This is a genomic window from Pseudomonas sp. S2_E01 (genome assembly GCF_054668365.1).
Window position 1 is genome coordinate 6,314,676 of sequence record NZ_CP162762.1, and the last position, 21,180, is coordinate 6,335,855.

General features: G+C 62.0%; 25 protein-coding genes. 14 read left to right on the top strand and 11 right to left on the bottom strand.

Features of this window, described 5'->3' with window-relative positions:
* Positions 1 to 13: 13 nt before the first annotated feature.
* From AB4O36_RS29190 to AB4O36_RS29205, 4 genes are all read right to left on the bottom strand, one after another.
* Positions 14 to 532, bottom strand: a complete 519-nt coding sequence (locus AB4O36_RS29190) for a DUF3299 domain-containing protein (RefSeq protein ID WP_460120461.1) — start codon at positions 530 to 532, stop codon at positions 14 to 16.
* Positions 533 to 543: 11 nt separating this feature from the next.
* On the bottom strand, positions 544 to 1,809 hold the full coding sequence (locus AB4O36_RS29195) for an ABC transporter permease (RefSeq protein ID WP_460140833.1): 1,266 nt from the start codon (positions 1,807 to 1,809) through the stop codon (positions 544 to 546).
* Position 1,810: 1 nt separating this feature from the next.
* Positions 1,811 to 2,521, bottom strand: a complete 711-nt coding sequence (locus AB4O36_RS29200) for an ABC transporter ATP-binding protein (RefSeq protein ID WP_460120465.1) — start codon at positions 2,519 to 2,521, stop codon at positions 1,811 to 1,813.
* A 138-nt stretch (positions 2,522 to 2,659) separates the two neighbouring features.
* The gene (locus tag AB4O36_RS29205) at positions 2,660 to 3,250 is read right to left on the bottom strand and encodes a DUF2796 domain-containing protein (protein ID WP_460140834.1); all 591 of its coding nucleotides are present in this window, start codon (positions 3,248 to 3,250) and stop codon (positions 2,660 to 2,662) included.
* Between the two features lie 136 nt (positions 3,251 to 3,386).
* Between AB4O36_RS29205 and AB4O36_RS29210 the strand changes: the two genes are divergently transcribed.
* Positions 3,387 to 3,734, top strand: coding sequence for a hypothetical protein (locus tag AB4O36_RS29210; RefSeq protein WP_460120469.1), 348 nt, complete (start codon positions 3,387 to 3,389; stop codon positions 3,732 to 3,734).
* On the opposite strand, the gene trxA is transcribed toward AB4O36_RS29210, so the two are convergent.
* The 3 genes from trxA to AB4O36_RS29225 form a co-directional block, all read right to left on the bottom strand.
* On the bottom strand, positions 3,731 to 4,603 hold the full coding sequence (trxA, locus tag AB4O36_RS29215) for a thioredoxin (protein WP_460140835.1): 873 nt from the start codon (positions 4,601 to 4,603) through the stop codon (positions 3,731 to 3,733). The genes AB4O36_RS29210 and trxA overlap by 4 nt on opposite strands.
* Positions 4,604 to 4,779: 176 nt before the next feature.
* Complete coding sequence (locus AB4O36_RS29220) at positions 4,780 to 5,436, bottom strand: class I SAM-dependent methyltransferase (RefSeq protein ID WP_460140836.1); 657 nt, start codon at positions 5,434 to 5,436, stop codon at positions 4,780 to 4,782.
* A complete protein-coding gene (locus AB4O36_RS29225; protein ID WP_460120475.1) occupies positions 5,433 to 5,897 on the bottom strand; it encodes a YbaY family lipoprotein in 465 nt (154 codons plus the stop codon). Before AB4O36_RS29225 ends, AB4O36_RS29220 begins: the two co-directional genes overlap by 4 nt.
* Before the next feature lie 127 nt (positions 5,898 to 6,024).
* Between AB4O36_RS29225 and nrdR the strand changes: the two genes are divergently transcribed.
* From nrdR to AB4O36_RS29285, 12 genes are all read left to right on the top strand, one after another.
* Positions 6,025 to 6,489: a transcriptional regulator NrdR gene (nrdR, locus tag AB4O36_RS29230; protein WP_460120476.1), complete on the top strand. Its 465-nt coding sequence runs from the start codon at positions 6,025 to 6,027 to the stop codon at positions 6,487 to 6,489.
* Positions 6,486 to 7,619: a bifunctional diaminohydroxyphosphoribosylaminopyrimidine deaminase/5-amino-6-(5-phosphoribosylamino)uracil reductase RibD gene (gene ribD, locus AB4O36_RS29235; protein ID WP_460140837.1), complete on the top strand. Its 1,134-nt coding sequence runs from the start codon at positions 6,486 to 6,488 to the stop codon at positions 7,617 to 7,619. The genes nrdR and ribD overlap by 4 nt, the downstream gene beginning before the upstream one ends.
* A gap of 45 nt (positions 7,620 to 7,664) precedes the next feature.
* Entirely contained in the window at positions 7,665 to 8,330 is a 666-nt protein-coding gene (locus AB4O36_RS29240) for a riboflavin synthase (RefSeq protein ID WP_460120480.1), read from the top strand.
* A gap of 16 nt (positions 8,331 to 8,346) precedes the next feature.
* Positions 8,347 to 9,438, top strand: a complete 1,092-nt coding sequence (gene ribBA / locus AB4O36_RS29245) for a bifunctional 3,4-dihydroxy-2-butanone-4-phosphate synthase/GTP cyclohydrolase II (RefSeq protein WP_460120481.1) — start codon at positions 8,347 to 8,349, stop codon at positions 9,436 to 9,438.
* Between the two features lie 91 nt (positions 9,439 to 9,529).
* Positions 9,530 to 10,006, top strand: a complete 477-nt coding sequence (gene ribH / locus AB4O36_RS29250) for a 6,7-dimethyl-8-ribityllumazine synthase (RefSeq protein ID WP_224541369.1) — start codon at positions 9,530 to 9,532, stop codon at positions 10,004 to 10,006.
* Positions 10,003 to 10,503, top strand: coding sequence for a transcription antitermination factor NusB (gene nusB / locus AB4O36_RS29255; RefSeq protein WP_460140838.1), 501 nt, complete (start codon positions 10,003 to 10,005; stop codon positions 10,501 to 10,503). The genes ribH and nusB overlap by 4 nt, the downstream gene beginning before the upstream one ends.
* A gap of 18 nt (positions 10,504 to 10,521) precedes the next feature.
* On the top strand, positions 10,522 to 11,487 hold the full coding sequence (gene thiL / locus AB4O36_RS29260; RefSeq protein ID WP_460140839.1) for a thiamine-phosphate kinase: 966 nt from the start codon (positions 10,522 to 10,524) through the stop codon (positions 11,485 to 11,487).
* A complete protein-coding gene (locus AB4O36_RS29265) occupies positions 11,484 to 11,987 on the top strand; it encodes a phosphatidylglycerophosphatase A (RefSeq protein ID WP_368555575.1) in 504 nt (167 codons plus the stop codon). Before thiL ends, AB4O36_RS29265 begins: the two co-directional genes overlap by 4 nt.
* Positions 11,988 to 12,010: 23 nt before the next feature.
* Complete coding sequence (locus AB4O36_RS29270) at positions 12,011 to 12,742, top strand: substrate-binding periplasmic protein (RefSeq protein ID WP_460120487.1); 732 nt, start codon at positions 12,011 to 12,013, stop codon at positions 12,740 to 12,742.
* A 145-nt stretch (positions 12,743 to 12,887) separates the two neighbouring features.
* A complete protein-coding gene (ribA, locus tag AB4O36_RS29275; protein WP_460120489.1) occupies positions 12,888 to 13,505 on the top strand; it encodes a GTP cyclohydrolase II in 618 nt (205 codons plus the stop codon).
* Entirely contained in the window at positions 13,502 to 13,921 is a 420-nt protein-coding gene (locus AB4O36_RS29280) for an MFS transporter (RefSeq protein WP_460120491.1), read from the top strand. The genes ribA and AB4O36_RS29280 overlap by 4 nt, the downstream gene beginning before the upstream one ends.
* Positions 13,921 to 14,721, top strand: coding sequence for a cobalamin-binding protein (locus tag AB4O36_RS29285; protein WP_460140840.1), 801 nt, complete (start codon positions 13,921 to 13,923; stop codon positions 14,719 to 14,721). The genes AB4O36_RS29280 and AB4O36_RS29285 overlap by 1 nt, the downstream gene beginning before the upstream one ends.
* A gap of 116 nt (positions 14,722 to 14,837) precedes the next feature.
* Here AB4O36_RS29285 and AB4O36_RS29290 read toward each other — a convergent pair whose 3' ends face one another.
* The 4 genes from AB4O36_RS29290 to AB4O36_RS29305 form a co-directional block, all read right to left on the bottom strand.
* Positions 14,838 to 16,691, bottom strand: a complete 1,854-nt coding sequence (locus AB4O36_RS29290) for a TonB-dependent receptor domain-containing protein (protein ID WP_460140841.1) — start codon at positions 16,689 to 16,691, stop codon at positions 14,838 to 14,840.
* Positions 16,692 to 16,770: 79 nt separating this feature from the next.
* Positions 16,771 to 18,669: a 1-deoxy-D-xylulose-5-phosphate synthase gene (dxs, locus tag AB4O36_RS29295; protein ID WP_460120497.1), complete on the bottom strand. Its 1,899-nt coding sequence runs from the start codon at positions 18,667 to 18,669 to the stop codon at positions 16,771 to 16,773.
* Positions 18,670 to 18,760: 91 nt separating this feature from the next.
* Positions 18,761 to 19,648, bottom strand: a complete 888-nt coding sequence (gene ispA / locus AB4O36_RS29300; protein WP_460120499.1) for a (2E,6E)-farnesyl diphosphate synthase — start codon at positions 19,646 to 19,648, stop codon at positions 18,761 to 18,763.
* Positions 19,645 to 19,887 (bottom strand): exodeoxyribonuclease VII small subunit, encoded by a 243-nt coding sequence (locus tag AB4O36_RS29305; protein ID WP_007894317.1) that lies wholly within the window; start codon positions 19,885 to 19,887, stop codon positions 19,645 to 19,647. The genes ispA and AB4O36_RS29305 overlap by 4 nt, the downstream gene beginning before the upstream one ends.
* A 473-nt stretch (positions 19,888 to 20,360) precedes the next feature.
* Here AB4O36_RS29305 and AB4O36_RS29310 point away from each other — a divergent pair, with 473 nt between their 5' ends.
* The gene (locus tag AB4O36_RS29310) at positions 20,361 to 21,158 is read left to right on the top strand and encodes a YfaP family protein (protein ID WP_460120501.1); all 798 of its coding nucleotides are present in this window, start codon (positions 20,361 to 20,363) and stop codon (positions 21,156 to 21,158) included.
* Positions 21,159 to 21,180: the final 22 nt, after the last annotated feature.

Genomic DNA, 21,180 nt, shown 5'->3' on the forward strand with positions numbered 1-21,180 from the left:
CCGGCGCCTCGATTCACTCCGGCAACTCATACATGTAAATCTTGTCCGCCTCCATCTGATATCCAGCATCGGCCAGTTCACTGGTGGACGCTTTCACTTGCATCGCTCCTTCCACCCAGTACGGCTGATACAGCTCGTCGACCTTGACCCCCACTTCGCTTTTCACGTGCACGATCTGGTTCGACGGCGGTGGCGGCACGTGGATGCAGGCGCCGAAATACGGCACCAGCAGGAACTCCGTGGTGCGGCCCTCCTCGCTGACTTCCAGCGGCACGATGTAGCCCGGTAGTCGAATGTTCTGTCCATCCAGACTCATCACCACCGGTGCGTTGGGCATCGCCTGTTTGGCCGCTGGCGCCGACTCGGCGGACAGCGCATTGCTCATCTGCGAAAGGTCGTGCAGGGGTCTCATGTCCGGCACTTCGGGCATGGCATCCGGCGGGATCATTTCCGACCAGGTCAGTTCTTTCGGCTCGGCGGCCCAGAGCGGCAGGGCGACCAGCATCAACAGCGCAAGCAAAGCGCGGGGCATGTTCAACTTCCTCATAAACGGATCGACAGGCCATCGGCCAGGGATTGGCGATACGCGCGCCAGGCCGGCACGCTGCCCATCAGCAGAGCAGCGATCAGGATGCCACCGAGCAGCGTCCATTCATATTCGCTTGGCCAGGCCAGCGGCAGATACAAACCGTAATTGGCCTGCACGTAACCCTGTGCAGCGGCGATGCCCACGTACAGCAATGCCACGCCGGCAATCACCCCCGACAGCGCCAGGGCGAACGCCTCCAGCACCAGCAATGTCGCGACGTGCCATGGCCGGGCGCCAACCGAGCGCAAAATCGCCATCTCGCGACGGCGCTCATTGAGACTGGTGAGAATTGCCGTCAGCATGCCGATCAACCCGGTCAGCACCACGAACAACGACACCACGAACAAGGCTTTTTCCGCGGTGCTCATCAAACTCCACAGCTCTTGCAGCGCCACGCCCGGCAGGATCGCCAGCATCGGCTCGCCGCGAAATTCGTTGATCTCGCGTTGCAGGGCGAAGGTGGAAATCTTGCTGTTGAGGCCCAGCATGAACGCTGTGATCGCCTGGGGCGTCAGGTCCATGTTGCGTGCCTGATCGGCGCTGATCCGTCCGTTGCCCCGTGCCGGGACACCGTTGTGCCAGTCGATGTGAATCGCCTCCATGCCACCGAGGCTGATGTGCAACGTGCGGTCTACCGGGGTGCCGGTGCGTTTGAGAACGCCCACCACGGTGAAGGGTTTATCGTCGTGCTTGACCAGGCTGATCGCGGCAACACCGTGGGCCAGCACCAGTTTGTCACCGAGTTTGTAATGCAGTGCCTCGGCCACTTCGGCGCCCAGTACCACTTCAAACGGATCGGTGGCGAAGGCGCGTCCGTCCGCTAGCTCCAGATGCTGCTGGCGCCCATATTGATAATGCTCGAAGTACGCCTCGGTGGTGCCCATGACGCGATAGCCGCGGTGGGAATCGCCCAGGGACATCGGGATCGCCCACTTCACTTTCGGGTTGTTGGCGAAGTGTTCGAAGCTGTCCCAGCGAATGTTGTTGGTGGCGTTGCCGATGCGGAACACCGAATACAGCAGCAGGTTCACCGAGCCCGAGCGGGCGCCGACAATCAGGTCGGTGCCGCTGATGGTGCTGGCGAAGCTGGCCTTGGCCTCGGTTCGCACACGCTCCACTGCCAGTAGCAGGCAGACCGACAGGGCGATGGCGAAGGCGGTGAGGATCGCGGTGAAACGGCGGTTAGCCAGGCTGGCCATCGCTAGACGAAACAAATACATCTCAGACCTCTGCGGGCGTGGCGGCGCGATTGAGTTCGGCCAGCGACAGGTTGCGATCGAACAGCGGCGCGAGGCTCTGGTCATGGCTGACGAACAGCAGGCTCGATCCCGCTTCACGGCACTCGGCAAACAGCAGGCGGATGAAATTTTCCCGCGCGTCGTAGTCCAGGGCCGAAGTGGGTTCGTCCGCGATCACCAGTTCCGGTTGACCAATCAACGCGCGAGCGGCAGCCACCCGTTGTTGCTGGCCGATGGACAGCGAGTCGGCGCGCCGACCCAGGATGCTTTCATCCTTCAAGCCCAGATGCGCGAGCAGCGTCGCTGCGGCCTGGTCGACGCTGCCGTGGCGCTGCTTCGCGCGTTCGGCGCGCAGCCTGGAAAAGTGGCAGGGCAACTCGACGTTCTCGCGCACCGAAAGAAACGGCAGCAGGTTGAACTGCTGGAAGATGTAGCCGGTGTGGTCGACACGGAAGCGATCACGGGCTCCGGCGCCCAGTTCAGTGAGTTCCTGGCCGAGCAGGCGGATGCTGCCGCGATCCGGCTTCTGCACGCCGCCAAGCAGCCCGAGCAGGGTGGTCTTGCCACTGCCACTGGGGCCCTTGAGGAACAGGGTTTCTCCGGGCTCCAGGCGAAACGCCGGGATGTCCAGCAGTGGCGGGTGACCGGGCCAGCTGAAGCCCAGGTCTGACAGTTCGATGAGTGCTTGGGTCATGTGAAACCGATTGGGTGAATGACTCGTTACTTACCCTGTAGGAGCGAGCTTGCTCGCGATGGACTCAAGACTTGCGCAGGGCATCATTCCAGCCCGCGTTATCGTTGACCTCCATCGGGAGCATTCAAGCGTCAGGAGTTAGAACTTCAGCGCCGCTGCCTTGGACGTCACTTCAACACCTTGCTGGCCGCTCGGGCTGATCAGTTGTACCTGAATTTTCTGGGTGGCTGGAAAGGTATTGAAGATGTTTGCCAGATCCAGGGTGTTCAGCGCGCCAGGCGTGGCGCAGGTGAACTGGTAGTGAGCGTGGATTTCGCTGTGCTCGTGGTGGTGCTCGCCCTTGGCGTCCTCGTCGTGGTCGTGATCATCGTCGGCCTCGGGTTTGTCACCGAACAACGGGCTTTCCAGTGCCTGGCTCGCGACCACACAACCGGCAGCTTTCGGCAGACTGAACAGGGCCAATGGCTTTTCAAGCTGTGCGCGGACAGCAGCGACCTTGGCCTTGTCGGCGTCGGTCGTGGCGGCGTGTTCGAACCCCACCAGGTTCATCGCAGGGCTTTCCAGCTCAAGCTCCAGGGTCTGACCATCGAGCGCGGCATTCAGGCGGCCGACGCCATGTTCGTGGGCACCGAGGCTGCCGTGCTCATGGTCGTGGTCATGTTCTTGCGCCGCCTGAGCGACAGCAAGTGGCAACAGGGCGAACGGCAAAGCGAGGAGCAAACGACGCATGGGGAAGTCTCCGGAACCTGAGATGAATAATTTGTTATGTAATCTTATAACGTTGGTGCGCAGAGTTTGACTGTCTGCTTGGCGTTGCACAAGTCCCATGGGAGCATGTGAGCCAGAAATGTGCGGGAGCAGACTTATGGTGCGGATACGCGGAACCATCGGCGACTGGCCGGTGGATTTGACCCTGGAGATGGACGACGCCGACTGGGCACGGCTCGGAGCACAGGTTCAGGTGGACAAACCTGAAGCCAGTGCGGCGCCGACCCGAGCGCAAAGCCAGGACGACACGCAATGGCAAATCGCGAAGGATCTGCTGCGCAAGGCAGGGCAATTGACCGGGCCGGATTTGCTCGATCAGTTGCAAGGGCTGACCGGCAACGGGGCGTCAGGCAAACGCCTGCTGGTGCGCCTGCGCCATTGTGCCGAGGTGAAAGTGTCGAGCGGCGGGGACACGCCGCTCTATAGCTGGATCGGTCAGGCTTAATACAAGGCAGCGAACAGTTTGCGGCGATAAGTGGTCACCAGTGGGTGATCATTGCCCAGCAGTTCGAACACTTGCAGCAAGGTCTTGTGTGGCAAGCCCTCGCTGTAGCTGCGGTTACGGATGAACAACTTGAGCAGCGCATCCAGGGCCGCGTCGTACTGCTGGCGCGCCAGTTGCTGGATCGCCAGTTGATACACCGCTTCATCGTCCTGCGGATTTTTCGCCAGGCGCGCCTTCAGGACCGCGGCGTCCGGCAGATCCCTGGCCTGGCCGAGGAACTTGATCTGCGCCTTTGCACCTGCCAGGGCCGCTTTGTGCTCATCGGTCTTGACCGCGTCGAGCACGGTTTGAGCCTCGCCCAGCTCACCGCGCTCGGTCAGGCAGCGGGCGTAGAGAATCAGCGCCCTGGCGTTGGTATTGTCTTCACCCAGCAGCACGGTGAGCACGGCTTCGGCATCAGCGAAACGGCTCTCGTCGAACAGCGCCTGGGCCTGTTCGAGCGGGTCGGCTGCGGCCGGAGGCGGCATCTGCACATGCGGCTCGAGCATCGCCCGCACGGCCGACTCCGGTTGAGCACCGGCAAAACCGTCTACAGGCTGGCCATCCTTGAACAGCACCACGGTCGGCAGGCTGCGAATACCGAAGCGGGCCACGATGTCCTGTTCGACATCGCAGTTCACCTTGGCCAGCAGCAACTCGCCCTGATAGCTCTCGGCAATGGTCTGCAGCATCGGCATCAGCACTTTGCAGGGCGCACACCACTCGGCCCAGAAGTCCACCAGCACCGGCTTGTGAAAGGAGTTCTCGATCACCGACTGCTCGAAGTCGGCGGTCGTGGCGTCGAAGATGTAGGGCGTTTCCTGACTCATGGGGGATCTCTTGGCAAGCTAGATTGGGTTCACTATACGGCTTGGCGGGGGGTGGCCGGAAGCGCCCCTGTAGGAGCGGACTTGTCCGCGATGGTGGCCAACGATGACGCGGGGTACCTGATGCCCAGCGGTGGTGCTGAATCCATCGCGGACAAGTCCGCTCCTGCAGGGGGATTTTAACGCCGGCGTGCGTGATACAGGCTCACATGCCGAAACTCCTCGGGTTCGGCCAGGTCCGGCAGGGTTAATGCCTGCAACATCTCGATGCGCTGATACATCGGGTGACGAAAGTCCCGGACGCGCGAATCAGCCACCAGTGCTTCCTTGCCGCGACTCAGGAACTGATCGAGCAGCGGCAGGTTGGCTCGGTCATACAGCACGTCGGCCACCAGGATCAGGTCGAAGCGGTCGGTTTCGGCGAAAAAGTCCGCCGAATATTCCAGCTGCACGTTGTTGAGTTCGGCGTTCGCCCGGCAAGCGGCCAGTGCCAGCGGGTCGAGGTCGCAGGCCACCACTTCCAGCGCACCCGCTTTCACCGCCGCTATCGCCGCGACCCCGGAGCCTGCGCCGAAATCCAGCACGCGCTTGCCCTTGACCCAATGGGGGAACTCGGCGAGGTAACGGGCCACCGCCAGCCCGCTGGCCCAACAGAAACTCCAGTACGGCGGTTCATGCAGAATCCGTCGCGTTTCTTCGGGACTGAAGGCGCGGTCCATGCGGTCGCCGTCGATCAGCCAAAGCTTGAGCTCGGTGTCCGGCAACTCACACGTCACCAGTCGGGCATCGCCCAACAGTTCACTCAATGCCTGTTGCAGGTCCTGCGGTGCCGTCATGGTGCTTTGACAAATTGCAGTTCGCCCAGGGCCTGGGTCGTCGGCTGGGTAATGAGCTGCGAGGGCAGATGCAGAATCAATTGGCCAGATTGGCTGGCGCGACCGCGCAGTTCAACCCGGGCTCCGACGGGAAAGGCATCCGGGTTGAAGCGCAGGTGAAAGGGCAGCACCTGGTTGGTGCCGATCAGGCTGGAACTGGCGAGCAATTGTTGCGGACGGTCCTTTTCGTCGATCACCAGCAGGGCCAGTTCTACCTCGGCGCCCTCCGGGACGCCTTGCAGCGTGCCGCTCAGTTCGCGTTGGTAAGCGGGCAGCGGGCCGAGCTCTGTTGCCTGTCGGGCTTTCTTCTGTGCCGCCTGGGGGGCAGGGCCGGGAGTGGGCGGCTGGGGCTTGGGGGCGTCACTGCCGCAGGCCACCAGCAAGCTGAAAACACTGAGCAGTACGAGCGGTTTTAGGGGCATTAGGTGCTCCAGCAAGATGAAATCCATGAATTGACACGATTGCCAGTCTGTATACCGCAAACCCTATGGCTTGTCTTGCCACGGGGATGCGCTACCATGGCCCTCCCTTTTTTTGTTGCCTGCCACCATGCACTGTCCCTTCTGCGGTGCCAACGACACCAAGGTCATCGACTCGCGTCTGGTCGCCGAGGGCGAACAGGTGCGCCGCCGGCGCGAATGCCTGGCCTGCGGCGAGCGTTTCACGACGTTCGAAACCGCTGAGCTGGTGTTGCCGCGCCTGATCAAAACTGACGGCAGCCGTCAGCCATTCGACGAAGATAAACTGCGTGCGGGCATGCAGCGGGCGCTGGAAAAGCGCCCGGTGAGTGTCGAACGCCTTGAATCGTCATTGGTGCACATCAAGCACAAACTGCGCGCCACCGGCGAGCGCGAGGTCAAATCCCTCGTAGTCGGCGAACTGGTGATGACCGAGCTGAAAAAGCTCGATGAAGTCGCCTACATCCGTTTCGCCTCGGTGTATCGCCGCTTCCAGGACCTCAACGAGTTCCGCGAAGAGATCGATCGCCTGGCCAGTGAGCCGGAGAAAGAATGAGCGCGTCTGCCGAGCAAGCCATCCTCGATGCCCATTACATGGCTCGCGCCCTCGAACTGGCGCGCAAGGGTCATTACACCACTCACCCCAACCCAAGGGTCGGCTGTGTGGTGGTGCGTGATGGGCAGATTGTCGGCGAAGGCTGGCACGAGCGCGCTGGCGAACCCCATGCCGAGGTTCACGCCCTGCGCGCGGCGGGTGACAAGGCCAAAGGCGCCACCGCCTATGTGACCCTTGAGCCGTGCAGCCACCACGGTCGCACGCCGCCTTGCGCCGATGCGCTGGTGAATGCCGGCGTCGCCCGCGTGGTGGCAGCGATGCAGGACCCGAACCCGTCGGTCGCCGGACGCGGCCTGCAGCGCCTGGCAGAGGGCGGGATCGCTGTCGAAAGCGGCGTGCTGGAAAGCGAGGCACGACACCTCAATCAAGGTTTCCTCAAGCGCATGGAGCACGGACTGCCTTTTGTGCGGGTCAAGTTGGCCATGAGCCTGGATGGCCGCACGGCGATGGAAAACGGCGAGAGCCAATGGATCACGGGCGCAGCCGCACGTTCGGCGGTGCAACGCCTGCGTGCCCAGGCCAGCGTCGTCCTGACTGGCGCCGATACCGTGCTGGCCGATAACGCCCGCTTGACCGTGCGCGCCGATGAGCTGGGCCTCGATGCCGGGCAAACCGCGCAGGTCATGAGTCGTCCGCCGCTGCGGGTGTTGATCGATGGCCGTCTGCGGGTGCCGCTGGATGCGCCGTTTTTCAAGGCCGGCCCGGCGCTGGTCGCTACCTGCATGGCCGTTGAGGAACAGTACGCCAACGGTCCGGAGTGCCTGATCGTGGCCGGCGGCGATGGCTTGGTCGACTTGCATCAGTTGCTGGTCGAACTGGCCCGTCGAGGTGTCAACGAAGTGTTGGTCGAGGCCGGCCCGCGCCTGGCCGGTGCCTTCGCTCAACAAGGCCTGGTGGACGAATTCCAGATATTCATTGCCGGCAAGTTTCTCGGGTCCACGGCCAGGCCGCTGCTGGACTGGCCACTGGTGCACATGAAGGATGCACCCGAGCTCAAAATCACTGACATTCGCGCGGTGGGCGATGACTGGCGAGTCACTGCCATTCCTGCACCCAAGGCGAGCGTATAATCCCCGGCTGCGCCACACGACGGCCCTGTTCTCGAGGAGAACTCCATGTTTACCGGCATCATCGAATCCATCGGCAGTATTCGTGCATTGACCCCAAAAGGCGGAGATGTGCGGGTACATGTAGAAACCGGCAAGCTCGATCTGAGCGACGTCAAACTGGGAGACAGCATTGCGGTAAACGGTGTGTGCCTGACCGCAGTCGAACTGCCGGGCAATGGTTTTGCAGCAGACGTCAGCCGCGAAACCCTCGACTGTACCGCCATGAACGATCTGAAAAGCGGAAGCCCCGTCAATCTGGAAAAAGCCCTGACACCCACCACTCGCCTCGGCGGGCATCTGGTCAGCGGTCACGTCGATGGCGTGGGTGAAGTGGTTGCCCGCACCGAGAACGCGCGCGCCGTGGAGTTCCGCATCCGCGCACCGAAAGAACTGGCCAAATACATCGCCCACAAAGGCTCGATCACCGTCGACGGCACCAGCCTGACGGTAAACGCAGTCGATGGCGCCGAGTTCCTGCTGACCATCATCCCGCACACCCTCAGCGAAACGATCATGGCGTCTTACCAGCCGGGTCGCCGGGTGAATCTGGAAGTCGACTTGCTGGCCCGTTACCTGGAGCGTCTGCTGCTGGGCGACAAGGCCGCCGAGCCAAACGCTTCAAGCACCATTACCGAAAGCTTTCTGGCCGCCAACGGCTACCTCAAATCCTGAAAGAAGGGGGTGCCCTGTGGCGCTCAATAGCATCGAAGAACTGGTTGAAGACATCCGCCAAGGCAAGATGGTCATCCTCATGGATGACGAAGACCGCGAGAACGAAGGCGACCTGATCATGGCCGCCGAGTGCTGCCAGCCCGAGCACATCAACTTCATGGCCAAGCACGCCCGTGGCCTGATCTGCATGCCGATGAGCCGCGAGCGTTGCGAGTTGCTCAAGCTGCCGCTGATGGCGCCGCGCAACGGTTCCGGTTTTGGCACCAAGTTCACCGTGTCGATCGAGGCCGCCACCGGCGTGACCACTGGCATCTCCGCCGCCGACCGCGCGCGCACCGTGCAGGCTGCCGCTGCGAAGGATGCCAAGGCTGAAGACATTGTCAGCCCAGGTCACATCTTCCCGCTGATGGCCCAGGCCGGTGGCACGCTGGCTCGCGCCGGCCACACCGAAGCGGCCTGCGACCTGGCGCGCATGGCCGGTTTCGAGCCAAGCGGCGTGATCTGCGAAGTGATGAACGACGACGGCACCATGTCCCGTCGCGCTGAACTGGAAACCTTTGCCGCCGAGCACAACATCAAGATTGGCACCATCGCCGACCTGATTCACTACCGGATGATCCATGAACGTACCGTTCAGCGGATTGCCGAGCAGCCGCTGGACAGCGAACTGGGCCAATTCAACCTGGTGACCTATCGTGATTCCGTGGAAGGCGACGTGCACATGGCCCTGACCCTGGGCAATGTCTGCGCCGAGGAGCCAACCCTGGTGCGGGTGCACAACATGGACCCGCTGCGCGACCTGTTGATGGTCAAGCAACCCGGCCGCTGGAGCCTGCGTGCCGCCATGGCCGCGGTAGCCGAAGCCGGCAGTGGCGTGGTACTGCTGCTCGGTCACCCGCTCGATGGTGACGTGTTGCTGGCGCATATTCGCGAAAGCACCGATCAGGCCGTCGTGAAAAAACCGACCACCTACAGCATCGTCGGTGCCGGTTCTCAGATCCTGCGGGACCTGGGTGTGCGCAAAATGCGCCTGATGAGTGCGCCGATGAAGTTTAATGCGATATCCGGTTTCGACCTGGAAGTTGTAGAATACGTGCCCTCCGAATAAGGACCGGTTGTTCCCGGCCCTGTATTCGCGGTTCAAATATCACTGAGGGACGCGCATTAGACGCGTCCCGGCTCTTTAAGAGATCTATCGAATGACCCTGAAGACCATCGAAGGTACGTTCATCGCCCCTAAAGGCCGCTACGCTCTGGTAGTAGGCCGTTTCAACAGCTTCGTCGTTGAAAGCCTGGTCAGCGGTGCCGTTGACGCCCTGGTTCGCCATGGCGTGAGCGAAAGCGACATCACCATCATCCGTGCCCCTGGCGCCTTCGAAATTCCGCTGGTTGCGCAGAAAGTCGCTCAGAAGGGCGAATTCTCGGCAATCATCGCCCTGGGTGCGGTCATTCGTGGCGGTACTCCGCACTTCGAATATGTGGCTGGCGAATGCACCAAGGGCCTGGCCCAGGTGTCCATGGAGTTCGGTGTACCGGTCGCTTTCGGCGTACTGACCGTTGATTCCATCGAGCAAGCCATCGAACGTTCCGGCACCAAGGCCGGTAACAAAGGTGCTGAAGCTGCCCTGTCCGCTCTGGAAATGGTCAGCCTGCTGGCGCAGTTGGAGGCCAAGTGATTAGCGACGATAGCGATCGTTTCAACCCGCGCGATCCCAAGCCTGCGGATGCTGGCAAACCATCGAAAAGCGCCAAGCGTCGCGAAGCTCGTCAGCTCGCGACCCAGGCGCTGTATCAATGGCACATGGCCAAGCAGTCGTTGAACGAGATCGAAGCTCAGTTCCGGGTCGATAACGATTTCACCGATGTCGATGGCGCGTATTTCCGCGAAATCCTCCACGGGGTTCCGCAGTTCAAGACTGAAATCGACACCGCGCTCAAGCCTTGCCTGGACCTGACCATCGAAGAGCTGGACCCGGTTGAACTGGCCGTTCTGCGCCTGTCCACCTGGGAGCTGCTCAAGCGCGTCGACGTGCCGTACCGCGTTGTCATCAACGAAGGTATCGAGCTGGCGAAAGTCTTCGGTTCCACCGACGGCCACAAATTCGTCAACGGCGTACTCGACAAGCTGGCCCCAAGCCTGCGTGAAGCTGAAGTGAAGGCGTTCAAGCGCTGATCCGCGCTTGCATCTGCGATGGGTGAGTTTGAGCTGATTCGCAACTTCTTCGCCGCCGCGCCTTGTGCGCAGGGCGGCGAAGGTGTTGCCCTCGGGATCGGCGATGACTGCGCCCTGCTGGCTGTTCCCGCCGGGGAACAACTGGCGATTTCCACCGACACCCTGGTGGCCGGTGTGCATTTTGCCGATCCTTGCGATCCGTTTCTGCTCGGCCAGCGCTCGCTGGCCGTGGCCGTCAGCGACCTGGCGGCCATGGGCGCCGCGCCCGTTGCCTTTACCCTTGCCCTGACCTTGCCGACGGTGACCGCCGATTGGCTGCAAGCCTATGCCCGTGGTTTGAACGTGATGGCGCAGCAATGCAGCGTGGCGCTGGTGGGCGGCGATACCACATGCGGGCCGTTGAGCCTGACCGTGACCGTGTTCGGTCGCGTGCCTGCCGGCCAGGCGTTGACCCGCAGCGGCGCCCGGGTGGGCGATCTGTTGTGCGTTGGCGGCGATCTGGGTAATGCCGCAGGCGCGTTGCCACTGGTGCTCGGCCAACGCATGGCGCCCGCTGAGGTAGCCGATGCCCTGCTGGCACATTACTGGTCGCCAAGTCCGCAACTGGCGCTGGGGCAGGCACTGCGTGGCAAAGCCACTTCAGCGCTGGACATCTCCGATGGCCTGCTCGCCGACTGCGGGCATATCGCGCTTGCGTCGGAGGTCGGCATTCAGGTTGAACGGGACCGATTGCCGTTGTCGAAAGCCTTGGTGGCCTTTCTCGGCGCGTCTGGTGCGCAAGAGGCGGCACTGAGCGGTGGCGACGATTACGTGCTGGCCTTCACCTTGCCGTCCGTCGAGTTGCCGCGCCTGTTGGCAGATGGCTGGCCAATCCATGTGATCGGGCAAGTCATAGCGGGGCAGGGCGTTGTGCTGCTCGATACCGATGGACAAGACATCACCCCGCAGACACGGGGTTATCAACATTTTCGGGAGACAACGTGACAGATCATCCCAAACAGGTGCCGGCAGAGTTCGTTCCGCCGTCGGTCTGGCGCAATCCCTGGCATTTTCTCGCGTTTGGCTTCGGTTCGGGCACCTTGCCCAAGGCGCCAGGCACTTGGGGGTCGCTAGTTGCGCTACCCTTCATCCCGTTGTGGCAAATGTTGCCAGACTGGGGTTACTGGCTGATGTTGGGCATCACCATGCTGTTCGGCTTCTGGCTGTGCGGCAAGGTGGCCGACGATTTACGAGTGCACGACCACGAAGGCATCGTCTGGGACGAAATGGTCGGTATGTGGATCACCCTTTGGCTGGTGCCTGAAGGCTGGTACTGGTTGCTCGCGGGTTTTGTCGTGTTCCGTTTCTTCGACATCCTCAAACCGTGGCCGATACACTGGGTCGACCGGCATGTGCATGGCGGCGTCGGGATCATGCTCGACGACGTACTGGCCGGGGTGTTTGCATGGCTGGCGATGCAAGGGTTGGTATGGATCTTCGCCTGATTGGCGAGAAAAGGAGGGCTGGGATGGCTCGGCGCTGGTTGGCGGTGATGGTATTTGCGGTGTTCGGCGCTCTCGCCCAGGCGGGAGAGGACATGACGACGCCCACGGTCATTCATCTGGCCAGCGAAGACTGGGAGGACTACACCGCCGCCGACGGCCATGGCCTGGGCTGGGACGTTCTGCGCGAGGTGTTCGAACCGGCCGGGGTCAAACTGGACATCCGCACCGAACCCTACACCCGCTCCATCGGCCTGGCTCAGCACGGCGAAGTGGACGCGTGCGTGGGTTCCTACCATAAGGAAGTCAGCGACCTGCTGTACCCACGCTGGAACTTCGATACCGATCACATCTATGCCCTGGGCCTGGCGAGCAGTCCGGTGCCAACAGCGCAGACCCTGGGCAATTATCGACTGGCCTGGGTTCGTGGCTACGATTACCAGGATCGCTTGCCCAACGTGACTCGTTATAACGAAGTCGTGCGCCGTACCGGCATTCTTTCGATGCTCCTGCACAACCGCGTGGACTACTACATCGACGCGCTGACAGAGGTGGATTACGTGATCCGCCGGGCCAAGGACCCGTCGCTTTTCCGGCGTACGCACGTTGCCGAGCTGCCGCTGTACTTGTGCTTTGCCGACAACCCCAAGGCGCGAAAATTGATGGCGCTGTTCGACCAACGTATGGACTTGTTGGTGAAAAACGGCCAGTTGAAGCCGATCTTCGAGCGCTGGAAGCAGCCATACCCCTTTGAATAGCCCGCCATCCCTGTAGGAGCGATGAGCGAGCAGCGATCAAACATTTGGATCGTTATGCCCCATAATTCAGCCTAAGCGTCTCTCGGAACGTGCTGTTACAATGCCGCCTCTGTGAAACTCCAGTACCTAGATCAGGAGCACCCCGGTGTCCGTCGTTTTTGTCGCCGCTTGCAAGCTGCCAATGCCCTTTGCGCAATTCACCATGCATGGTTTCCTCGATGAGGAAAGTGGGCGAGAGCACGTCGTGCTGAGCCTGGGTGAGTTCGACGACGGCACGCCGGTACTCGGGCGTTTGCACTCCGAATGCCTGACCGGTGACGCTCTGTTCAGCCAGCGCTGCGACTGCGGCTCGCAACTCGAAGCCGCGCTGCGGGCCATCGCCCGTGAAGGCCGTGGCGTATTGCTGTATCTGCGCCAGGAAGGCCGTGGCATCGGTCTTTTGAACAAGATCCGCGCCTATGAATTGCAGGATGGCGGCGCCGATACCGTGGAAGCCAACGAGCGCCTGGGTTTCGCCGCCGACCAGCGTGACTACGCCATGTGCCTGCCGATGCTTGAACACATGGGGGTGAAGTCCCTGCGCCTGATGACCAACAACCCGCGCAAGGTCAAAGCCCTGACCGACATGGGCATCGTGGTCGCCGAGCGTGTGCCGCTGCACACCGGCCATAACCCGCACAACAAACTCTATCTGGCGACCAAGGCGACAAAGCTCGACCATATGATGGGGAACGAGCACCAAGGCGAGGTAGATCGGGCGTGACCCGTGGCCAAGTGCGACGGCGACTGGCCGTCAGTTGGTGGCAATACCTGGCGCTGGGTCTGTTGCCACTGTTCGTGATCAATGGCGTGTTTGGCACCAGTGAGCCATTTCTGCCGGTGCTGGCGATGCCAATGTTCATCGCCGGCATGGCATCGATGTTTGTCAGCTTGAAGTTTTTCAATCGCTACAAACATGCATTGATTGCCACCGGGAAAGCCCTCGATACGCCTGAAGAGCCCGCTGCCTGGATCATCCTGGCCGCCCGACGTCGCGCGGCCTTTCTCGCGGCTGGCCTGCCCGCCTGGATCGGCGCCCTGGCCGTGTTCGTGGGGTTGGAGGCGGTGCCCCTGGTGCTGTTGGCCATTTCGACTGCCGTGCTGTTTTACCTCTACCGCATCCCGCGTCAACTCAGCTGATGCCGCGTGCCTGGCTGGCGGTTCTGTTACTGGCTGCCAGCGGTTTGGCCAGCGCTGCCGAGCGTGTCGTCAGCCTTGCGCCGTCATTATCCGAAATCGTGATTGAACTGGGCTCCGCCGACCTTCTCGTTGGTGTGCTGGATGCTGGAGAGCGCCCGGTTGAAATCAGGTCGCTGCCGTCCGTGGGTCGTTATGGCCAATTGAACATCGAGCGCCTGCTCAGCCTGCAACCCGACTTGCTGCTGCTTTGGCCTGGCAGCGTGGGTCCGGCCCAACTTGACCAGCTCAAGCGCCTGGGTATCCCCACCTACGTCGCCGAACCGCACGACCTTGAGCAAATGACCGCGCAAATCGAATCCATTGCCGTGCAACTGGGTCGACCCGAGCGTGGCGCTTCATTGGCCAGCGGCTTGCGCGAACGCCTGGCATCGCTGCGCCAGCGGTATCGGCGTGATGAGCCACTGCGAGTGTTTTATCAGGTCTGGGATCGCCCGCTGTATACCGTCGGCGGCGGACAGATCATCAGTGATGCGCTTCAGGTTTGCGGGGCACGCAACGTGTTCGCCGACCTGACGCTGCCGGCGCCGCAGGTCAGTGTCGAGGCCGTGTTGCAGCGTAATCCCGAGGTGATCCTGGCCGGTGATCAGGCGCAGCTCAATGCGTGGCGGGCCTGGCCGCAGGTGGCTGCGGTGGCGGGTGACAGGTTGCTGCTGGTGACTGACAAAGGCCTGGAGCGGCCGAGTGGGCAGATGGTTGAGGCGACGGCCAGGTTGTGCCGGGTGATTGCGCCTGACCGTTGAACCGAGGTGCGGCTATCGCGAGCAAGCTCGCTCCTACAGGGGGTTGTGGCGCTCTTGAAATCTGTAGGAGCGGGCTTGCCCGCGATGAGGCCAGTCAATACACCGAACAATCCGGATCAGAGCTGCGGCGTCCAGGTCACCCCAAACATCCACGCCCGACCTTCCTCACGATACCCGTACTCACCGCCGTCATGGCTGTAAAGCGCCCGGCTGTAACCCTTGTCCAGCAGGTTATCCACCTTCAGCTCCAGCGTGACTTCGCGATTGAGCGCCCAACTGCTGCGCAGTCCCAGCAGCGCGTAGCCTCCCAGCGGCTGCCGATTGTTCTCATCGTCAAAACTGCTGCTCACCGCTTGCCAGCTGGCACCGAGACCCAGGCGACCGAACTGACGGTCCAGGTCCAGGCTTAAGGTGCGTCGCGCACGCCGGGCCAGGGTGTGGCCGCTGTCGCGGTCGCGCGGGTCGATGATCGCGACCCCGAGATTACTCTGCCAACCGAACAGTTCTTGCTTTAATCCCGCCTCAAAGCCGTTGATCCGCGCCGAGGCGACGTTCTGCGGGCGATTGTTACTGCCGAAGATGATCGCGTCCTTGAGGTCGGTGCGGTACAGCGAGGCTTCGAGCCGGCTGGTATCGGTCAGTTGGCTGCGCCATTGCAGCTCGTAGCTTTTCGAGGTTTCCGGCTTGAGGTCCGGGTTGCTGAAATCCGGGTAGTACAGGTCGTTGAAGGTCGGGGCGCGGAAGCCCTCGCTGTAGGTCAGCAGCAGGTCATTGTCCGCGTTCAGCGGCAGGGTGAAGGTGCCGCTCCAACTGTTCTGGCTACCGAACTGCTGGTTCTGGTCGCGGCGCAGTCCCAATTCCGTGGAAAAACTGTCGGCCTCGAAGCGATGTTGCACAAACGCAGCACGGTTCCAGCGACTGTCTTCATCGAAGGCAGTACTGCTATTGATGCGGTCCTCGTACCAGTCCCCGCCCAGGATCAGGCTGTTGCGGGCGTCGAGCGTGAGATCGTTCTGCCAGGTCACCGAATCGCGGTAAGTGTTGAATACGCTGCGTTCGTCGCTGAGCTCATCGAAGGTTTTTTCACGGTTTTCGCTGTGGCCGAATTCGACTCGGGTTTTCCACCTTTCGTTGACACGCCCATCGATGTAACTGCTCAGGCTGCTGACGGTGAAGCGGTTGTAGGGTTGCTGCTGGACAAAGGGGCTGTCGAACGCGCTTTTACCGCGGTTATCCAGGAGGTTGGCGCCCACTTCCAGGTCTTCGTTGACCGCATGGCTCAAGGAAAGGCTGATGGATTTGTTGCGGTACTCATCATGATCGCCATCGTTGGGATAGGACTCCCGGGTGCGATCGATCCCGGCGGTTTCATCGAGACTGGCGCCGAGATTAAAACGGGTTTGCTCGTCACCTCCGGACAAGCCCACGCTGCGTTCCCAGGTCTGGTTGCTGCCCCAACCCACGTGAAGGCGCGGCTGCAGGCCCTGCTCGCCACCGCGCCGGGTGAATATCTGAATCACCCCGCCAATCGCGTCACTGCCATAGATCACCGAGCGCGAGCCGCGCAGCACTTCGACGCGCTCGACCTGCTCAATGTTGATGTGTTGCAGGTTGCTGTCGCCGGAGGTCGAGTTGCCGATGCGTTGGCCATCAACCAATACCAGGCTCTGTGCCGATTTGGTGCCGCGAATGTAGACGCCCGGCAGGCTGCCGCGACCGCCGGTTTGCCCTACCTGCACGCCCGGCACGCGTCGCAGCAGATCAGTCACGCTACTCGGTTGCAGGCGGTCGATGTCTTCGCGGGTAAATACGGTATTGGCGGCGCTGCTGTCATTGCGTGCCTCGACCTGGCGATTGGCGCTGATCAACACGTCTGGCAGCTTGAGGGCCTGGTCGCGTTCGAAGGTGTCGGCCAGCAGCGGGGCGGATGGCACGAGGGTCAACGCCAGGGCGAGGCGGGGGAGGTTCATGGGTAATCCATTTGGCACTAAAAACAAATGTCGAACCGTCGCACCGCCGCTCCCACAGGTTTTGCATTGGGTGTGAAATTTAAGTGTTCAACAATGCGAGGCGCTTGCGCACCGACGCCTCGATCCCCGCTTCGTCCAGGCCGCACTCAGCCAGCATCTGCGCCGGTTTGGCGTGCTCGACATACGTGTCCGGCAGGCCCAGGTGCAGGATCGACTTGAGGATGTTTTCCTGGGCGAGGAATTCGCTGACCGCGCCACCGGCGCCACCCATGATCGCGTTTTCCTCGATGGTCACCAGCAGATCGTGGTTGCCGGCGATTTCGCGCACGAGGGCTTCATCCAGCGGTTTGACGAAACGCATGTCGACCACGGTCGCGTCCAGCGTCTCGGCGACTTTCAGGGCTTCGGCCAGTTGTACGCCGAACACCAGCAGCGCGACTTTTTGACCGCGGCGACGAACCACCCCCTTGCCGATCTCGATCGGTTGCAGGTCTTTCTCGATGGTTGCGTTCGGACCGGTGCCGCGCGGATAGCGCACCGCCGCCGGGCCGTTGTACAGATGGCCGGTCGTCAACATCTTGCGCAGTTCGTTTTCGTCGCTTGGGGTCATCACCAGCATGCCGGGAATGCAGCGCAGGAACGACAGGTCAAAACTGCCTGCGTGGGTCGGGCCGTCTTCGCCTACCAGGCCGGCGCGGTCAATGGCAAACAGCACATCGAGGTTTTGCACCGCGACGTCATGCACCAACTGGTCGTAACCGCGTTGCAGGAACGTCGAGTAAATCGCCACCACCGGTTTGGCGCCTTCGCAAGCCATGCCGGCGGCGAGGGTCACGGCGTGTTGCTCGGCAATCGCCACATCGAAATAACGCAGCGGGAAACGTTCGCTGAACGCCACCAGGTCGGAGCCTTCCTTCATCGCCGGGGTAATGCCCACCAGGCGAGGGTCGGCGGCGGCCATGTCGCACAGCCATTCGCCGAACACACCGGAATACTTTGGCCCGCCGGCCTTTTTCGGCGCGGTGGCCGGGGCATCGACCGGCTCAAGCTTGGTGATCGCGTGGTAACCGATCGGGTCGACTTCCGCCGGGGCGAAGCCTTTGCCTTTCTTGGTGACCACGTGCAGGAACTGCGGGCCCTTGAGGTCACGCATGTTGCGCAGGGTGGCGATCAGCGTCGGCAGGTCGTGGCCGTCGATAGGACCGATGTAGTTCCAGCCCAACTCTTCGAACAGGGTGCCGGGGACCAGCATGCCCTTGGCGTATTCTTCGGTGCGGCGGGCGATTTCCCAGGCGCCCGGCAGGCGCGACAGGACCTTTTTGCTGCCCTCGCGCATGCTGGCGTAGGTGCGGCTGGAAAGGATTTTCGCCAGGTAGTTCGAGAGGCCACCGACATTGCGCGAAATCGACATGTCGTTGTCGTTGAGGATCACCAGCATGTTGGCGTCCACTTCCGGCGCGTGGTTCAGCGCCTCGAAGGCCATGCCGGCGGTCAACGCGCCGTCGCCGATCACCGCAATCGCCTTGCGCTCGCTGTTTTGCAGGCGAGCGGCAATGGCCATGCCCAGCGCGGCGCTGATCGAGGTGCTGGAGTGACCGACGCCAAAGGTGTCGTACTCGCTCTCGGAGCGGCGCGGAAAGGCGGCTACGCCGTCCTTCTGGCGAAGCGTGCCCATGCGCTCGCGACGGCCAGTGAGGATCTTGTGCGGATAGGCCTGATGACCGACGTCCCACACCAGCCGGTCGTCCGGGGTGTCGAAGACGTAATGCAGCGCGATGGTCAGCTCGATGACGCCCAGGCCGGCACCGAAATGCCCACCGGTCTGGCCGACCGTGTAGAGCAATTCCAGGCGCAACTCATCGGCCAGGGTTTCCAGCTCGGCTTCACCTAGCCGGCGCAGGCCGTCCGGCGTGTTGGCGCGGTCGAGCAGGGGCGTGGTCGGGCGCTTGCGGGGAATCTCATGAAACGTCGTGGGCATCAGGCGAATCGTTATAGGTATAAAAGATGCGGCAGTTTACCTGATGCATCGCCCCCTGCCCACGCGTTGGTCTTTTTTGGCCGATACGCCGTCAGCTGCGGCGGCCGACGATATACCGGGCCAAGTCGCGCAATGGTTCTGCGTCCGCGTCAAACGGTCGCAGCGCGTGCAGCGCCTGATCGCGCAGTTCCAAGGCGTAGGCCTTGGCCGCGTCGAGCCCCAGCAAGGCCGGGTAGGTCGGCTTGTCGCGGGCGATGTCGGCACCCTGGCGTTTGCCCAGGGTCTCGGTATCGCTTTCGACGTCGAGAATGTCGTCCTGCACCTGGAACGCCAGGCCGATGGCCTGTGCATAAGTCTTCAGCGACTTCAGTTCGTCTTTTTCGGCACGGCCGCTGGCCAGGGCACCGAGTTTGACGCTGACCTCGATCAGCGCGCCGGTCTTGTGCCGGTGCATGTATTCGAGGGCTTTCTGGTCAAGTTTCAAACCCACCGAACCGAGGTCGATGGCTTGACCGCCAACCATGCCCGCGGGACCTGCGGCCAATGCCAGCGCGCTGACCATTTGCAGGCGGATTTGGGCATTGACCGAGCTAAGGTCCGGATCCAACAAAGCGCTGAAGGCCAGGCTCTGCAAGCCGTCGCCGGCGAGAATCGCGCAGGCTTCGTCGAATTTCTTGTGGGTGGTCGGCTGGCCGCGACGCAGATCGTCGTCGTCCATAGCCGGCAGGTCGTCGTGCACCAGGGAATAGGCGTGGATCAGTTCAACTGCGCAAGCGGCGCCGTTGGCTTGCTCGGCCTCGCCACCCAGCGCTTCGCAAGCGGCATAGGCCAGCAATGGACGAACGCGCTTGCCGCCGTTCATCACGCTGTAGCGCATGGCTTCGTAAAGCCGTGCCAGCTCAGGGCTCGGCGCGGTGAACAGTCTTTCCAGTGCCGCGTCGACGCGGGCCTGGCTGGTCGCGGAGTACGCAGCAATCATTCTGGCTGGTCCGCGTCGAAAGGTTCTTCGGCCAGCTCGCCGTCTCGCTCGAGCAGCACTTGCACTTTCTGCTCGGCCTGGGCCAGCGCCGCCTGGCAATCACGGGTCAGACCGATGCCTTGCTCGAAAGCCGTCAGCGAGTCTTCCAGCGACAATTCGCCGTTCTCCAGTCGCTCCACCAGCGTTTGCAGGTCGGCGAGGGATTGTTCGAAATCCAGTGCAGCTTTTTTGCGGGCCATGGCGGCTAATTCCGGTTGACGTTAAACCGGCGGGACACTAGCAGATAGGGGGGTTATGGGCAAATTGACGGGTGTGAATCGCGACCCTTCCCCTGTAGGAGCGAGCTTGCTCGCGATAGCGGAGTGTCTTGCAGCTCAATGTTGACTGACACACCGACATCGCGAGAAGGATGGCCCAACAACAGGGTATTGGGCCAATCCGGTTGCTGCCAGATCCATTGCGGTGCCATGGCGCTTCGCTCCGGGTTGAGATGAGCCCAATAATCGCTTTATTCGGCTCACCGTCCAGCAACAGACGTGAACGGGGCCGCATTTAAGAAGGCCACCAATTGTTAAAAAGCCACCAAATGGCTAACCTTCGCGCCTTCCCTGACCCAACGGTCATGGGGCTTTCTGACGAAACGCAGGTTTTGCCTCTGTAACGCGCCGAGGATCGGGTGCAAGGTTTCGTTGTGCATGGCAGGAGGCGTCACATGCGTTCATTCATTCTGGTGCTGATGGGCCTGGGCTTGGTAGCTGCATCGGCAGCCTGGGCCGGGCCGACGGCCGAGTTGTCCGAGCCGGTGGGCGGCTGGCGTTACAACGGCTTGCTCGATCGCAGTGATAACCCTCGAGTGGCCTACCCCACGCCACCCATTGACCGGGGCGTGCAGCGCAATCGCACGATGATCGAAGGTCAGCTCAAGGCCATCGGCAGCCAGCGCGGGCCGCATACGCTGGCGGTCAATGGCAACCCTTTGAACCTTTACACCGACGACGCGGACCGTTTCGCCCGGCCGTACGCCTTTGGCGCGGGCTCCAACAGCGTCGAAGTGCGCAGCGCCGAGGGCCAGTCGCTCAGGCGTGTTCAGTTCTATGAAGCCAATAACCTGCGCACCCCGGCCCGAATTCGCGTGGTGCTGGGTTGGGACGACCCCAAAGCCGAACTCGACCTGCATATCATTACCCCGGACGGCCAGCATGCGTTTTTTGCCCACACGGCATTGACCAATGGTGGCGGCCTGGACCCGGACGGCGTCGACGGCCCGGGCCCCGAGATGTTCACCATGACCGCACCCATGCGCGGCACCTATCTGGTTTACGTGAACTATTGGGGCAACTTCGGCAGCGGCGGCTATAACTTCGATGAGACCAGCAACCAGAACGAGGTGATCACCTCGCAGATCAATCTGGTGCTCAACGAGAACACCGTCGACGAAAAACGCGAGACCTTCGTCGTCCCCCTGCGCGCCATCGGTGACCTGCTGCTGGTCAAGACATTCAACTATTAAGCATCCCGCTCCACGGATGAAT

Bases quoted from the DNA above. Each gene is read 5' to 3' on its own strand.
- AB4O36_RS29190 (WP_460120461.1), bottom strand. From the start codon at position 532: ATGCCCCGCGCTTTGCTTGCGCTGTTGATGCTGGTCGCCCTGCCGCTC.
- AB4O36_RS29195 (WP_460140833.1), bottom strand. From the start codon at position 1,809: ATGTATTTGTTTCGTCTAGCGATGGCCAGCCTGGCTAACCGCCGTTTC.
- AB4O36_RS29200 (WP_460120465.1), bottom strand. From the start codon at position 2,521: ATGACCCAAGCACTCATCGAACTGTCAGACCTGGGCTTCAGCTGGCCC.
- AB4O36_RS29205 (WP_460140834.1), bottom strand. From the start codon at position 3,250: ATGCGTCGTTTGCTCCTCGCTTTGCCGTTCGCCCTGTTGCCACTTGCT.
- AB4O36_RS29210 (WP_460120469.1), top strand. From the start codon at position 3,387: ATGGTGCGGATACGCGGAACCATCGGCGACTGGCCGGTGGATTTGACC.
- trxA (WP_460140835.1), bottom strand. From the start codon at position 4,603: ATGAGTCAGGAAACGCCCTACATCTTCGACGCCACGACCGCCGACTTC.
- AB4O36_RS29220 (WP_460140836.1), bottom strand. From the start codon at position 5,436: ATGACGGCACCGCAGGACCTGCAACAGGCATTGAGTGAACTGTTGGGC.
- AB4O36_RS29225 (WP_460120475.1), bottom strand. From the start codon at position 5,897: ATGCCCCTAAAACCGCTCGTACTGCTCAGTGTTTTCAGCTTGCTGGTG.
- nrdR (WP_460120476.1), top strand. From the start codon at position 6,025: ATGCACTGTCCCTTCTGCGGTGCCAACGACACCAAGGTCATCGACTCG.
- ribD (WP_460140837.1), top strand. From the start codon at position 6,486: ATGAGCGCGTCTGCCGAGCAAGCCATCCTCGATGCCCATTACATGGCT.
- AB4O36_RS29240 (WP_460120480.1), top strand. From the start codon at position 7,665: ATGTTTACCGGCATCATCGAATCCATCGGCAGTATTCGTGCATTGACC.
- ribH (WP_224541369.1), top strand. From the start codon at position 9,530: ATGACCCTGAAGACCATCGAAGGTACGTTCATCGCCCCTAAAGGCCGC.
- thiL (WP_460140839.1), top strand. From the start codon at position 10,522: ATGGGTGAGTTTGAGCTGATTCGCAACTTCTTCGCCGCCGCGCCTTGT.
- AB4O36_RS29270 (WP_460120487.1), top strand. From the start codon at position 12,011: ATGGCTCGGCGCTGGTTGGCGGTGATGGTATTTGCGGTGTTCGGCGCT.
- AB4O36_RS29285 (WP_460140840.1), top strand. From the start codon at position 13,921: ATGCCGCGTGCCTGGCTGGCGGTTCTGTTACTGGCTGCCAGCGGTTTG.
- AB4O36_RS29290 (WP_460140841.1), bottom strand. From the start codon at position 16,691: ATGAACCTCCCCCGCCTCGCCCTGGCGTTGACCCTCGTGCCATCCGCC.
- dxs (WP_460120497.1), bottom strand. From the start codon at position 18,669: ATGCCCACGACGTTTCATGAGATTCCCCGCAAGCGCCCGACCACGCCC.
- ispA (WP_460120499.1), bottom strand. From the start codon at position 19,648: ATGATTGCTGCGTACTCCGCGACCAGCCAGGCCCGCGTCGACGCGGCA.
- AB4O36_RS29305 (WP_007894317.1), bottom strand. From the start codon at position 19,887: ATGGCCCGCAAAAAAGCTGCACTGGATTTCGAACAATCCCTCGCCGAC.
- AB4O36_RS29310 (WP_460120501.1), top strand. From the start codon at position 20,361: ATGCGTTCATTCATTCTGGTGCTGATGGGCCTGGGCTTGGTAGCTGCA.